Raw genomic sequence first — 14,800 nt, forward strand, 5'->3', positions numbered from 1 at the left:
CCTTAGTGGTCGTGTGATGCGCCAGACTTTTCAATGTCAGCTTTAATGATGTAACTATTCGTTGTCACATATTCCGTTCCTGAAGGAATACCACTAAGTACTTCTACCCATTGGCCTGATTTGCGACCGAGCTCTAACATACGCACTTCGTATTGGTCTTCGAACTTTCCGTAAACTACCGTAAAGTCACGAAAGCCTTGCAAGCTTTCTGCTTTAACCGCCATATCAACGGTATAGCTATCTACTAAAACTTGTCCTGTAACAAACTGACCTTGGCTAAATCGGTTATCTGAATTATCGATAACAGCGCGATAGACTTTGGCTTGTTCAGAGGTCAATTGATAAAGTGTGTCTGATAGTGATGTCTTTACTGCATCTTTAAAGCCCGGAATATGAATATCTACTTCAGTACCTAATGTGATCTTGCCCTGATCCATAGGGTAAACATTTAACTCAGCAACTAGCTTTTTGGTATTAGTAATGGTTAATAAAGTTCGACCAGAAGATTGCTCACCGATACCGACGTTTTGTGATGTAACCACACCATCTATTGGCGCAATCACTTTATATAGTTGTAAGCTTTCATTTGCCTCTATAGTCATCAAAACCTGCCCCTCTTTAACCGGCTTACCTAACTCAGTATTAAGCGATTTAATTTCTCCCGGAAAACGTGCTGAGATATTGCGAATAGCATTTGGTGGCAGAGTAAGCTCGCCATAAACCTTTAAGCGCTCTTCCATTTCTCGACTAGCAATAATTTCTGTTTCAATCCCCATTGACTCAGCCATGACATCAGCTATTTGTGTACGGCCTTCGTAATTGTCATAAGACCACTGATAAGTTTTACCTTTATACTTTGCCGTTACTGTCACGAGGAACGAGTGCGGCTCATAAATTTCCATGTCACCACGAAGATAATTGTTCTCAACATAGAAGTTAATATTGTCAGTGCCATCTCCTAAACGAGAAAGTTTAACGTTTAAATCAACATCGTTTGGGTTTATAGCGCTCCCAGCCTTAGTTACAAAAACACGAAACTCTGGTGGTACTCCCGTTTCAAAAATGGCAAGCTCGATAGCAAAGTCACCATTACGAAGCATACGACCATTATTAGGTCCTTTTTCTACTTCTTGTACAGCTTCAACATTATTTTGTGCACATGTGACAGGGCTATACATAGATAGCCCTAACCCTATTTGAGTCAACGCAATTACAGCGGCAATAGATTTAAGTTTCATCATTTTCTCTCTTACATTGACACAGATGTGCCTGTTAATCGTTCTAATTCGATATTAAATAACTGAATATTGGTATACGCATCAATCAAGTCCGATTGTGCTTTCACTAACTCTTGTTGTACGACGTGCCAATCGGTATAACGATAGCTGCCGAGGCGATATGCTTCTTCTGCCTTTTTGCTAGCTTCTTCAAGGTATGGAATAGATTTGTTTGTTAAAGCGTCTATAACATGACGATTGTGTTTAAGTTTATGAGTCAGCAATAATGCTTGTGTTGAAATACGCTGATAAAGCGCATCTGATTTAGCTTTACTTTGATTTTGCTTAGCTTGAAGAGAAGATATTTGACCTCTATTTCTATTATTTCCTCCTAATGGAATTGAGATCCCAGCAGTAAATGCAAAGTCATCTACCGCTTCATTTCTTCTAATACCAGTAGAAATCGACCATGATGGTTTTTGTTCGACAATCGCCAAGTCAATTTCGGATTGCATCACATCTTGTTCAATCAAAAAACGTTTTAGCTGTGGATTAGCCTTTAAACCTTCTAAAGCGGTATTTAAGTCCTTTAAGCTTGGAATATTCGCTAAATTACCATTGACTGCAAAACGAGTATTTCCTTCCCACTGTGCTGCAAGTTGAGACTTAGAAGCTTCTATTTCATGCGCTAAATCTTCCACTTCTAATTCAACTAGTGATAGCGCAGCTTTTGCTCTTAACTCATCAACAACAAAAGAGCTACCTGCTTTAACTTTACGTTTAATTTGCTCGAGAGCTTGTTGAGATTGTCTCTGTGCTAATTTTGCCAAATCCAATTTCATAATCTGTGAAAGCAACTTGATATAGATACGAGCCGTCTCTGATGCAACATCAATCGCTTTGACTTGTTGTTCAATAGACGCAGACGATACCTTGGCATTTGCCAACTTTACTCGCGAGTCAATGTGGTCTTTTTCTAACAGCCAAGAAATACTGAGTGTAGTTTGTAGGCCCTTAACTCCCGAGTAACTGCCTGTACCAAACGCATCTTCAGCTAAAGCGTTAACTATCATAGGAGTGCCAACACTTGCTTGTTCAACTAATGCTAATGCCGATTCTTTTTTATAAATGTAAGACCTTAGTTCTGGATGCTTTTTAAGCGATAAACTTATCGCTTCATTTAATGAAATTGTATTTTTTGCATGAGCAGATAACGTAGCGCTAAACAAACCGATACAACTAAACACCCTAAAAAACCGACTTACAATCGGTTTTTTAGTTGGATTTTTTCTAAAAAACATAAGTTTACCCTTTTAGACTTACTACCCATAAAACCGACCTTAGATCGGTTTTAAACTTAAAAAAATAAGCCACTTAGTGACCAAAGAAGGTTTCCATAAAGTGATGAATACCATCGATTGAAGCTGAAGAAACAATCACTAAAACCATAACTAACGAAAATGTTATACCTTTGTGAATTGGTTCAAGCTTCAATTTATCAAGCAGAAAATATATACGCTGCTCTAGTACATCTGCACCAAAATTTACCACTAAGCTTTTATTTTTTAATAGATCGCTTTGCGCATTAAGCTTAGCAACTTTTACTAGTGTACTGGCCACAAATAGTTTTGAAGTACCGCTTTTTATTACTGCGTTGTCGGCTTCTTGCTCCATTGCTAAAATCATATGTAGCTTCAGCCTTTGTGCTATCGGTTTTATAAAAAATAAACATAACAGGGTAAAAAGCCACTTCTTCGCAGGATCATTTGTCGCAATATGTGCCCTTTCATGTTTAATAACTACGTCGTACTCTTCACAAGTGGTTTGCTCAATAAGGGCAGTAGTGACAAAGCACTTTTTTGTAAAGAAACCACTCGTAAATGCAGATGCATCATCTGATTCTATTTGATATATATCCGTTTCTATATTCGTTGAAAAGCACATCAATGATTCGATTTCTCTTTTGTGGTTCCATAAAAGGCGCCCTTGACTTATTAAGACATACATTACGAAAAACAGCGCAACGCCAACGGTAAAGCCATGCCAGCTAAACCATTCAAAATGAGTCATATGGTGCCAATGTAAAAAAGCAAAATCATATAGGCTATCCCCGGTGTGGAAGGCCTGAAGTATTAAAATTGCTAGTACAAAGCTGAGGGCCCAAGGCAATGATACAACTGTCCAAAGCAAGAACTTACGGGACTTAACTTCAATTTTTATAATTTGCTGACCAATGAGCGAAAAAATCGCTGACAAAGAGACATTTGCCACAATAAAAGTAATTGAAAAGATAGCTAATAAATTAAAAAAAACAGACATATTTTTAAGCTACTCTTTTTCACTGTTGAGTTTTTGCTTTTGCTCTTCGATAAGTGATTCTAACTTATCCAACTGCTCAACATTGAAGTCTTTAGAAATTGAAGTAAAAGCTGCTATGAGGCTATTATCGTCTTCTGTTATAAAATCGCTTGTTACCGATTTAATAAGCTGGCCTATTAACTCATGCCTTTCAACTCTAGGCTGATAATGAAATGCATAGCCAATTTTCTCTCTAGACAAAAGCTCTTTCTTAAACAAACGATCTAACGTGCTTTGGTAAGTATTCAGACTTCCACCACGTAGCTTTTCAAAATGGGTATAGACTTGCTTCACATCTGAGGACTTATGCTGCCACAAATATTGAAGTACTAATTTTTCTAATTCACCTAACTTCATATGAGCCTCAATTTAAAACCGATTAATGATAGGTATTAAATCAAAAGTAAAACCGATGTTCAATAGGTTTTATTAAAATAATTCTGAAAAATAATACTTTAGTGAACAATTTGTAATTAACATACCATTGAAAAATTTGATTTATGAGCTTAAAGACCGAGCCGGAAAAGGCTTCTAAAGTGATACGAATTTACCTTTTCGCTCCAATAAGACCCCGAAAAGTGGCTCGTATAGCTATCTAGGTCAATGCTTTCAAAAAACAGAAGTATATTTCCGATAACTACCTTTGAAGTCCTAGAAACGGAAGCTTACTTCCGTTTTGTACTTTAAGATTATAAGCCGGTATCTAATGAAAGCTCGGAAGTCCAACTCGTTTCTGCCCCAAAACCATTTAGAAAGCACAACTACACAATATACTTTTCTAATGCAAAAATGTTTGGACTGTCACAGGTGAAGCTCGAAGCAGTTTTTGAGAAGCTAGAAAGTGTCTAGGTGATTAAGATCTAACTACACTCAGAATAACTAACTGTAAAATACTTGCTCAAGAGCAAAATAATCACACCTTTATTATTTGATTACTTGCTATACGCTATAAAAGTCAGGAAGATAGAAGCAATAAGAGCGTTTTGTCTTTAGCATTCAAACTAGCTTTAAACATACTGCTCTCAGTGCGAAAATCGGGTTTAGCCCAGCAATAACAAGGTATTCGAAATGGAAAAAGAGCAAGATTACTGGAAAGCTGAAACCGTCGCGTTTTTAGCATTACAGTCAATACGCGGTGTTGGCTTCAAAACCCTGTATAAAATCGCTGCTCAGAAAATCAGCTTTAGAGAACTAATTAAAACTGACGACATTGAGCATTTTGAAAAAATGCTTCGCCAAAAGCTTGATGATTCGATTAAAGAGTCAGCCGAGTCATGGATGCTGTTCAAGCTTGACCTATGGAATAAAGGTCTTGAGCTTGCACGTGAGTACACCAAGAAGAACATTCGTATTTTTTTCTATGACCAAGACCTCTTTCCGCAGCAGCTGAAGAGCATACCAGAACCACCTATGTGGCTGTTCGTTGAGGGTAACTACAAAGTACTTCACCAGCCATCAGTTGCGATTGTTGGTAGCAGAAAAGCTACGGAGGATGGTCTTTGGCTAACGAAATACATAATTGCAGCTATGGCAAATCAAGGCTTGGTATCTGTGAGTGGACTTGCTGAGGGCATTGACCAAAAAGCCCATATTGAGTCTATTCGCTTCAATGTGCCAACCATTGCAGTGCTAGGCACTGGCATTGATAGCAACTACCCTCGCGGCTCAGAGCATTTGCGAGCAGAGATTGTCGCTAACGGTGGTGCAATTGTTACTGAATACTTAATTCACCAAAGTTACAGTGCTCAAAACTTCGTACGTCGCAATCGCATTCAAGCTAGTCTTGCTCAGATTACAGCGCCTGTCGAATGGAAGATAAAGAGCGGTACAGCTCATACAGTGAACTTCACCAAAGACTACGGTCGATTCTTGATGATGCCGTATCTCTATCAGTCAGATTTAGAAAATGCAGAAATAAAAGCGGTCAGTGCATATAAACGCGGGCAAGTTTACATCGTCCCTGACCAATCTAGTGACTTAATTAAGTATTTGAAAAAGCCAGAGGAAAGTCAACCAATACAGGGGATGCAAGGGCAATTTTCAATGGATTTATAAGGAGTTTATATGGCTGCTAAACAGCTAAAAGGTGTGATTCTCAGTGTCGAAGATACGTTAATTAACACTGGGAAGATAAAGGGTGACATTTTCGCAGAAGTAGAGAAGCTAATGACTTTCTTCTCACTGCGTGGCATCAAGCCTGTACTGCTTGCTAATCGTAGTTGGACTATCACCGACAACGACGGTAACAAAAAAGACTTATATGATGCGTTAGAAGCTAAATTCAAAGATCTCGCTATCTTCACTCGACAACGCAATCCTGAGATTCCACCTAAGCCGCGTGCAGCAGCAACTCAGTACGTTCTAAACGAAATGAAGTGGGAGTCTAACGAAATCGTCTATATCGGCAGTAGCGATGATGACATGCGTACGGCTGTAAATGGCAGGATTTTATTCTTACGAGCTACTTGGTACAGTGATAATACTAACTACGGCTTCGAGTTCGGTAAACCAAAAGAGCTTGCTCGCTTCATAGATACGCTTTGTCTTCGTGAGCACTTCTGGAGCCATGAAATCAAAGACGGTGATTTCGAGTATTACGCGCTTGCACCGTTCAGCACATTCAAACATGCGTTTAAAAAGTACTCGGAGAATGGACGAGCAGCAGCTAAGGCAGGGCAAGGTGATGTTGACTTTTGGTTGGGTGCGCTAGTTACTAGTATGTACTTTACTGGTATTCATCAGCGTATTGATTTTATTGCCGCCTATCCAGGGCATGAAGCTGGCGTTGGCAACGACAAGATGAACGATGATCTCATGACTTTCGGGAAATGCTTCAACAAGGGCTATTTGCATAACTTGATTGAGCGTCACACAAAGGCTACAAAGTCACAGAACGCACGTCGCGAAGGTAAAGTGATTGACCATCACAATCAACTTAACACTATCAAGCTGAACAAGCTACCTACTAAAAACTACAACACAGAATACAAAAATCCACCTCTGAAACGCAGCAAAACAGTCTTGCTTGTTGATGATATTTGTACGAAGGGCTGGTCACTTGAAGCAGCTCGTAAGTACATTGAACGTACTGGCGCTAAAACAATCATGGTTACATGGTTGAAGACAATCAACACTGATATTGAAACAATCGGTGTTACGCCTGAGTTTGACCCTTACCAAGCAACCCTGTTTACTGGCATTCCGTCAGGTAAAACGTACGGCTACCATGCGTATCATGTAGATGGCGCTGCTTCTTTAGAGCTTAGTGAACAGTTACAACAATACATTGATTGGGATTGGCCTGTCTAGCCTTATCGAACACAATGCCCTAGTAGAACGCTAGGGTTTTAGTGGGAAATCAATTCTAGATATTATGCCTTTATATTTCTGTGCTCCTTGATAGCTAATTTTAGTCCAGCACTTTACGACCATTAGTAAAGCGTGAGTTATAGTAATATTAACCTGAGACTCAATTAGTAGAGCAAAAATCCTAACTCAAAAATGTCCAAAAACGCGCTAGAGTGGCCGTCTGCTTCTCGCTCTCGGCGGACATCGCCAAAGTGCCATGAGCAGTCATTCATGATTAACTCGTTTCTGCCGTAAATACTTTAAGGGCGGCTTTGAACGAGAAGGTGAAAGTCAAATACTGGTTTCTCCGTTGCCGTTTCAGACAAAGAGCCGACATTCGCATTTGGGGATACTTGAGTGCGGAATATAGCGGGATTTAAAACTCAACTACTGAAGGCTTAAGTGTTCACTTTGCTTTGTAAGCGGACAGTCAAGAACGCCCGTCACAAACGCAAGCAACATGTTTCGAGTCGAACCGCAAAGCGGCGTTTTGTTAAAGATCACAGTTTAATAACTGCCAATATGTCTTCACCATCTTTATCCAACCCCACTTCCTGAAAGCCAAAACTTGAATAAAAACCTTTGGCTACGGGGTTTTCAGGATCATAGCAAATTTCGATTTCTTTTACTTTGTCACTGGCTTTGATTTCATTCAGGGCCAAATTTAGCGCAGCCCTACCAATACCCGCTTTTTGAAAACCTTGATCCACCATAAAGCGCCAAACAGACACTTTTGCAGGCGTTTCAGATACCCACATCAAAAAACCGACAGGTTTATCGTTTTGATAGATCGCTCTGCAAGTATGCCCGTGGCAGTAATGTGACTCAAGCAGCGACCACATATTGCTCGCAACATAGTCCTGTTGCTCATCCGTGACGTCTAGGTCGCATACGGCTTCATAATTTGAACTTGTAACGTTTTCCAGTGTGATATTCATCGCATCCTGCATATTTTACTTATTTGTAATCACAAATTCATGAAAGCCTTCAGTCTCAGATGGCTCAACTTTTATTACATTCACGATTGGTAATATCGCAAAAAGTCTATCCCAAAACTTTAATGCTTCACGGTCTTTTTCATAAACGGCTACATGCCAATTTAATGAATTATCTAACATTAACTGGCGGACAACATACAAAGCAATACCTTTTCCTCGATACTTAGGTAAGATAAAAAGATCTGACAGCTCAGGCATTTCACGTTCTACTATCTCTGTTGGTTCCACAGTAATGAACCCTGCGATATTGCCCTCAACAAAGATTAAGTAAGCGTCACAATCTTCTTCATCAGCAGCGACATCACTAAGATATTCTTCATCAATATCAAATCGGCCAGAACAATTGATATCTTCGTTATCAAAAGCACTTTGGTGATATTGATAGAATTGCCAAAGCATTGAAAATACGGGTGAATCTACTTTGGTTAATTTTCGTAGTACTATGTTCATTTTTATCTCCAACAACTTTATCAGAGGACATTTTCCCTATTTTAGCTCGAAAACGTCCCTATTTTATTAACTTATATTAATAGCAAATAACGTAAATGATTGAAAATATGAATATTATGCTTTCTGTGGCATATATAAATATGTAAAAAAGAGGAAAGTTTTCTGTTATTCCTACTAAGTTGTGGACGACTCACCTGAATGACCGCTAATCGCTCTTTGCCGAATTTCGCCTGAGTGCCATTTGCAGACATTGGTAACATCAAGCTAAAGCGCGCCGCTTTTAGGCGTCGCCTTTGAGCTTTTTGTTATGAATTAATTGCTCGGCAGGTGACATTTTGGCCCCTTCCACTCAAACGCATTTAAGATATCTTGAAATATGGAGTGCAGCGCTTCCATTGATGCTGGAGATACATCGACTTCACCATAATGTCCGTCTGCCATCGTATTGCCATATTTAGTACCATTCAGACTATTCAGAACAAGCGCACCGCCTTCAGCTTTTATAAGCTCATTATCTATAGGTTTCAGTTCGAGCGGCTTCGGATTTCTTCCTGCACCAAGACCTCTTGAACGGTCTTCCATATGCTGCGAGCTATTTCTAACTCCACGTAGATGAGGAAACGCTTCTCCGAACCTTGTATAGAAATCTTCTAGCACAGGAGGAACGTTGGATTGTTTTTTTAAAACATTAAGAAATTTATCAAAAGAATCGAGCGCATACAGAAACGCACGAGCATGCATGAATGCTTGGTTATGCTCAAACTCCCTAGGGGTTTTTCCCGACTGCCATTGCTCTCTTTTAAATATTATTTCCGTCTCGAGAAGGATCTGATCCCACACCTCGTGATCGTGAGGGTTATCATACTTTATCTCAACTTCACGTCGAATCTCATTGCGTCGTTTCGATTCCGCTTCCCATTTTTCTTGTGAATGAGAATCGAGATCTCTTTGTATGGAGTTTAGAAACATGTTTAACGCAAGATTAGCCTCATAAAACTGACCTTCCAAACTGCGTAAAATGCCTTCAACTCCAAACGACCAATCACGATCTTCATAGTCTAACCAAATACCGGGTTTTATTATTTCAAAGATATACATAATTTCACTCTTGATTCATATCGAATTTATAGATTAATTCTAAGTGTTGTTATAGCACTAGGTAATGCATTTGGAACCCATAAAACAGGACATTTTTCTAAAACAAGTAACTCTACAACCTCAACACCTCACTAAGAGACAAATAATAGTTGGTTAAAATAAGCGACGAATGAGAAAAAACCACTGTTATTTCTGATCTTCATCAGATAAAATATCCAGCTAGCTATGAGTATACCTGAAATTGAAACTAATCCGATTTTATTTGATGTTGCTGAAAACACAGAAAAATGTTAAATAACATTTTCAAGTTCACCACCTTTAACATGATAAAAAGCTTCAAACTTTTGGATTATAGGGTTTGTACCAAGTCACATACCGTATGAAATTACAACTAAAATAGTTGTAAAACCAAGTAAGCCAACTGATTCAAGGTTACTACGAACCAAATATAAGAATATAAATATGGCGCCATAACCAAAAGAATAAAAATATTTTCGTTCTTTTCACTAATCAGTCTTAGAATCTAATCATGCCGAGCTCTATCTTCTTCTGAATACCATACTTCGGTTATTTATTTGCTCCAAGCTTGAATATATGACATAAGTGCTAGCAGTTTATGGTTCACCATTTTGGTGATTTATAACACAGCAAAATGGCGGTTAATAATATTATCGTACAAAATTAGACTTCTACTCAAAAATACGAGAATAAATTTAACTTTTTCAGTAACCGCTTATTGCACAGAACCGCCAGTTCACTCTAACTCATAATTGTCCAAAAGCGAGTTTACCCGACCGTCGGCTTCTCGCTCATGGCTGCTTTAAACTGTAAGGTTAGATATAGAATAGTACAGCTAATAAACAGCTATTCTAGACCATAGAAATCTTTCCACGTCGTGAACTCTGAATAGTAGTAATCTGGTGCACTCGGCAAGTTAGGTGGTCGGTTCCCTTGGCGAGATAACCAACGCCAGTCATATGCATTTTTAAGACCATACTCTATACGTATATTTTTTGCTGCTTCTTTCGCTTCAGGCCACTCTAAAAAACGCGATTTTTTTGGCGCAAGAAACGCCTCCCACCCTTCAAACTCTTCATAGTATGACTGGGGCGAGCTTGGAAAAGAGCCCGGCAACTCTTCATCTTTTACCACTTTTTTCCACTGCCGAATGGTAGTCACATTATATTTTCTAACAAGCTGTTTCAGATCAGCGTATGACATAACATCTAGTTCATCTTTATTTTTGTTGTCCGGTACTGCTTGAGCTTTACTGTCCTCGTTATCTTTTTCACCTAATGATATTAATTCAGAAAACGAATTTATCTCTTTAAAGTACATCATAGGATTAGACGGTATATCGGCAGGCCGCCCTTCATATCCATTGAATTCTCCGCGACACAACTTTTGGAAATCCGTTGCTGAACGAACCCCCATCTGGAAAAGCTTTACTGCTACTTCCTCTAACCCTAGTTTTGCTATTGAGTTTGTCGATGGCATTAATATAACCTTAATTGTTTATACTGTATTCAATGTATGCATCATATTTAGATTTACATGCATATAAACTTAATAATAAGCTAAATTTCTGACAAAAACTAACAAGGAGTGTAATATTTTTTAATTTGTTCACATTACAACCTAACAAAAGCGCTTTTATGTATATTACTCATCACTCAAATGTTAATACATAGTGCTTTAGGTACAACTCCTTCAATTTACATTTTCGAATATAATTGAACACTAGAGTGGTGATTTTGCATCTTTCTAAAATTTTTTGGCTTCAATATGGTGATTTATAATAACCAAAAATTAGGGAGCCCTTATGACAAAAACATACCACTTATTTTCTATTTCGCCACCTTATCGAGCTGTCGTATTTATATTGCTTAGCATTGGTTTATTCTGGCCTTTAATGATGATCCATTACTTTACAGGTTACCATCACCAGCCGCCCTTAGATTTAGCAATACCATTTTTTCTGTTTGTTTGCGCTTCGCTAGTACGCGTGAAACTCACGAATAACTCAATTACATTGAACATTTTTGGTATCAATGTATATAACTTTAATGCCGCTCTCATTACAACACGCCAAGAGGGAAGGTATCACCGAGTTTTTTTCCGTGAAAATGCACAAAGCAATTTAAAAGCAACATTATTTTTATTTAATCTCATACCTGTCGAGCTTATGGAGTATAGAAATGATTGAGTACGGATACCACTTTCAAGCTATAGTCGGTCTTCAATCCGGCAAGCCACTTGCCTGTGAGTTACTATTACGTAAAGACCCACGAACTGAACGATCAACTGCTACACTTAACTCAGATTTTTACACTGAAAATTTAGTGACTTTAACGAATACAAAAATCAAAGCCATTGAGTCGCTATCTAAACAGTATAATCAATGGGTTTTCATTAATTTTACTCGGTGTGAAATTTCGCATTTGTCATTTAACTTATGCAGAGGACGACTTTCTAAATTACTTCCACAAATACAATTAGTCATCGAAGTAACGGAATGTGGTAGCCAATACAATAAAGCTATTTTCGATAAAAACCTTTTAATTTTGAAAAAAAATGGATTTCAAATAGCTATAGATAATTTTGGCGCCCCAAATGTAGACATCGAACTTTTGAAACTCTTAGAGCCTGATTTTGTAAAATTAGATATTTCACTCATACGTAATGCAACGCATTCTGAAGAAAGTGCAATAAAGTTTTACCAGCTGGTGGACTTAATTAGACACCGGGGTCACAAGGTGCTCATTGTAGGAATAGAAACGAAAAAAGAATTATTAATTGCACAAAAAACCAGGGCCGAGTTTGCTCAAGGATTTCACTATCACAGCCCGGAACCAGTTTAATTTAGATCATTATTTTACTAAGTCTTAAAAAAGTAAAAATCTAAACTGATATAGCCTGTAAAATAAGCGTTTTACAGGCTAAATAAGCCATATTACAAATTTTCTACCATTTTGTAGATCACATATTTACCAACGGGCATTAGTATTTCTATCATACTTAATTTCCAGCAGCTCTTTTAATTCACTCTCTGGGTCATTCATTATGTGCGTTAAGCCTTCATTTCCATAAAAGCTACTACTATATTTATATGTAATTTTCCCATTTTTGTAGTGACTAACGTATGCACTCCATTTTTTCTGAAATGATAGATCCAATTTAGAAAAAAGAGGTTCATCTACACAAGCATTATTATAAGAATATGAAAATTTTGAATTATTTTGGTAAAAGAAGCCGTTCACAAGATCCATGCAATCGCTAGAAAGTTTTTCATAAAATTTACTAGCGTATTGGACTATGAGGCCATTTTGATTCACATCGACACTTACTGCCCTTAGTGAATTTATATAAGGGGTTATATACCTGTTCAATACATACGCTTCATAATCATTCTCTAACATCGTCTTAACGCGTAGTGAACTTTCAAAACTATTGCGCATATATAAAACGTTATAAACAGTATCAACCATCTCCATATCACTATTTACAGAATTTAAGTCATATTCTGTATTAACTTTCAAAATACTATCTAAGTTTTCATAAGCCTTACGTAATTGCTTTTGGAGCGTATTATTTTTAAGAAGACTCCCGAACATGCTCTCACTTATATCTGTATTCTGCGTGACATCTAATCTACTAGTTAATGTATGTGCCTCTTTATTCCAATACTCGCTTAAGACCGTTACATTCAATGCCACTGCCGATAAAGCCGTAACTTCTCGACGGTAGTCACCTGCGGCATTTATATGTTCTTTACCAGAAACTAGCAGCGGGAGCTCTTTAGCTGAATACCAACGAGCCTGTAACTTTACTTTTTCTCTTGCTTGATGATCCGTTAGTCCAACGGTTGAAACACTTACCTCTATTTCTTTTGCTTGCGAATTAAAGTGAGTCAAACTAAGTAAAACGAGCACGAATTTGATTTTATTCATTCTGAAGTACCTCTAAACTGAATTACTAACATAATAACAACTTTCAATAACAAGGCGACCGAATAGAAAAAAAGCCCTTCCGGGCTTTTTGGCTTTTGTAGTCTACTGTTTTACATAATCTATTGAGGATAAATCCCCATAGTCCTCCAGTTTTGAACTAAAACCATCGTTATAGAATGCATTACCTTCTGAGTTAACGTATACGTTGCCAATTGGGTCTTCTGCAGAACCCAGAGAACCAACCCTTGTATACTTTTCTCCCGACTCAGATTCAAACTCTTGAGGCCCAACTTCATTGTCTGTAAGAAATTGCATAGCATCAATAGGCAACTCTTCAGTTAGTTCATCATTTGCATGCGTATCGTTATTACGTGTACTTTTAACTTCATCATTACTTGCAATGTTAGTTGAAGAAAGCTCTACATCATTAGCCGAAGCTATCGACCCAGTGGCTAGATTTGGTGCATTAGTACCACCTTTTTCTTTACTATTGCTCTGGTTAATACTACTAGAAGCGCTAGTTGGTTCAACAGTGTTTACGCTTTCTGGCGAAGTAGTTGTAGGCGTGTTATTACCTTGAGACTCATTAACTGGCTGTAATGAATCACCTTGCTCAATGCTTGGTGTATTAACACTATCCGTTTTTACGTTTTCACTTTCTGTAGGTTTGTAATCCACTTGAGACTCGCCAACCTGCAGACTAGAAACATTAGTGCTCTCTGCCGAATCCGTATAGGCATTATTACCCTGAGCATTACTAGAAGCACTTGTGTTTGCTGGTGAAATAGTGGAATTAGCTGTAGTCGTGTTAATACCTTGAGACTCGCCAACCGGCTGACTAGAAACATTAGTGCTCTCTGCCGAATCCGTATAGGTATTATTACCCTGAGCATTGCTAAAAGCACTTGTGTTTGCTGGTGAAGTAGTGGCATTAGCTATAGGCGGGTTAATACCTTGAGATTCGCCAACCTGCAGACTAGAAACATTAGTGCTCTCTGCCGAATCCGTATAGGCATTATTACCCTGAGCATAGCTAGAAGCACTTGTGTTCGCTGGTGAAATAGTGGAATTAGCTGTAGTCGTGTTAATACCTTGAGACTCGCCAACCGGCTGACTTGAAACATTAGTGCTCTCTGCCGAATCCGTATAGTCATTATTACCCTGAGCATTGCTAAAAGCACTTGTGTTTGCTGGTGAAGTAGTGGCATTAGCTCTAGGCGTGTTAATACCTTGAGACTCGCCAACCTGCAGACTAGAAACATTAGTGCTCTCTGCCGAATCCGTATAGGCATTATTACCCTGAGCATTACTAGAAGCACTTGTGTTTGCTGGTGAAATAGTGGAATTAGCTGTAGTCGTGTTAATACCTTGAGACTCGCCA

General features: G+C 38.3%; 14 protein-coding genes. 4 read left to right on the top strand and 10 right to left on the bottom strand.

Annotation, left to right across the window (positions count from 1 at the left end):
- Window positions 1–2: 2 nt before the first annotated feature.
- The 4 genes from PSH50_RS12725 to PSH50_RS12740 all read right to left on the bottom strand — a co-directional run bounded on the left by PSH50_RS12725 (window position 3) and on the right by PSH50_RS12740 (window position 3,932).
- Window positions 3–1,238, bottom strand: a complete 1,236-nt coding sequence (locus tag PSH50_RS12725) for an efflux RND transporter periplasmic adaptor subunit (protein WP_273587720.1) — start codon at window positions 1,236–1,238, stop codon at window positions 3–5.
- A gap of 11 nt (window positions 1,239–1,249) precedes the next feature.
- A complete protein-coding gene (locus PSH50_RS12730) occupies window positions 1,250–2,518 on the bottom strand; it encodes a TolC family protein (protein WP_273587659.1) in 1,269 nt (422 codons plus the stop codon).
- Window positions 2,519–2,591: 73 nt separating this feature from the next.
- A complete protein-coding gene (locus PSH50_RS12735; RefSeq protein WP_273587660.1) occupies window positions 2,592–3,536 on the bottom strand; it encodes a M56 family metallopeptidase in 945 nt (314 codons plus the stop codon).
- A 9-nt stretch (window positions 3,537–3,545) separates the two neighbouring features.
- Window positions 3,546–3,932, bottom strand: coding sequence for a BlaI/MecI/CopY family transcriptional regulator (locus tag PSH50_RS12740; protein WP_004588401.1), 387 nt, complete (start codon window positions 3,930–3,932; stop codon window positions 3,546–3,548).
- 711 nt (window positions 3,933–4,643) lie between these two features.
- Here PSH50_RS12740 and PSH50_RS12745 point away from each other — a divergent pair.
- Window positions 4,644–5,630: a DNA-processing protein DprA gene (locus PSH50_RS12745; protein ID WP_273587661.1), complete on the top strand. Its 987-nt coding sequence runs from the start codon at window positions 4,644–4,646 to the stop codon at window positions 5,628–5,630.
- A 9-nt stretch (window positions 5,631–5,639) separates the two neighbouring features.
- Complete coding sequence (locus PSH50_RS12750) at window positions 5,640–6,884, top strand: hypothetical protein (protein WP_273587662.1); 1,245 nt, start codon at window positions 5,640–5,642, stop codon at window positions 6,882–6,884.
- 539 nt (window positions 6,885–7,423) lie between these two features.
- Here the strand turns inward: PSH50_RS12750 and PSH50_RS12755 are convergent.
- The 4 genes from PSH50_RS12755 to PSH50_RS12770 all read right to left on the bottom strand — a co-directional run bounded on the left by PSH50_RS12755 (window position 7,424) and on the right by PSH50_RS12770 (window position 10,966).
- A complete protein-coding gene (locus tag PSH50_RS12755; protein ID WP_273587663.1) occupies window positions 7,424–7,861 on the bottom strand; it encodes an N-acetyltransferase in 438 nt (145 codons plus the stop codon).
- Window positions 7,862–7,876: 15 nt separating this feature from the next.
- Window positions 7,877–8,371: a GNAT family N-acetyltransferase gene (locus tag PSH50_RS12760; RefSeq protein WP_273587664.1), complete on the bottom strand. Its 495-nt coding sequence runs from the start codon at window positions 8,369–8,371 to the stop codon at window positions 7,877–7,879.
- Window positions 8,372–8,683: 312 nt separating this feature from the next.
- A complete protein-coding gene (locus PSH50_RS12765) occupies window positions 8,684–9,469 on the bottom strand; it encodes a hypothetical protein (protein WP_273587665.1) in 786 nt (261 codons plus the stop codon).
- An 864-nt stretch (window positions 9,470–10,333) separates the two neighbouring features.
- Window positions 10,334–10,966 (bottom strand): hypothetical protein, encoded by a 633-nt coding sequence (locus PSH50_RS12770; RefSeq protein WP_273587666.1) that lies wholly within the window; start codon window positions 10,964–10,966, stop codon window positions 10,334–10,336.
- A gap of 325 nt (window positions 10,967–11,291) precedes the next feature.
- Here PSH50_RS12770 and PSH50_RS12775 point away from each other — a divergent pair, with 325 nt between their 5' ends.
- Window positions 11,292–11,675 (top strand): hypothetical protein, encoded by a 384-nt coding sequence (locus tag PSH50_RS12775; protein WP_273587667.1) that lies wholly within the window; start codon window positions 11,292–11,294, stop codon window positions 11,673–11,675.
- A complete protein-coding gene (locus tag PSH50_RS12780) occupies window positions 11,668–12,330 on the top strand; it encodes an EAL domain-containing protein (protein ID WP_273587668.1) in 663 nt (220 codons plus the stop codon). The genes PSH50_RS12775 and PSH50_RS12780 overlap by 8 nt, the downstream gene beginning before the upstream one ends.
- A 126-nt stretch (window positions 12,331–12,456) precedes the next feature.
- Here the strand turns inward: PSH50_RS12780 and PSH50_RS12785 are convergent, their stop codons facing one another.
- Both PSH50_RS12785 and PSH50_RS12790 read right to left on the bottom strand, forming a co-directional pair.
- Window positions 12,457–13,419, bottom strand: a complete 963-nt coding sequence (locus tag PSH50_RS12785) for a hypothetical protein (RefSeq protein WP_273587669.1) — start codon at window positions 13,417–13,419, stop codon at window positions 12,457–12,459.
- 102 nt (window positions 13,420–13,521) lie between these two features.
- Window positions 13,522–14,800 (bottom strand): hypothetical protein (locus tag PSH50_RS12790; RefSeq protein WP_273609706.1); only part of this gene is annotated, 1,279 nt, incomplete at its 5' end.

The organism is Pseudoalteromonas sp. Angola-7, assembly GCF_028599255.1.
Lineage (GTDB): Bacteria > Pseudomonadota > Gammaproteobacteria > Enterobacterales > Alteromonadaceae > Pseudoalteromonas > Pseudoalteromonas atlantica.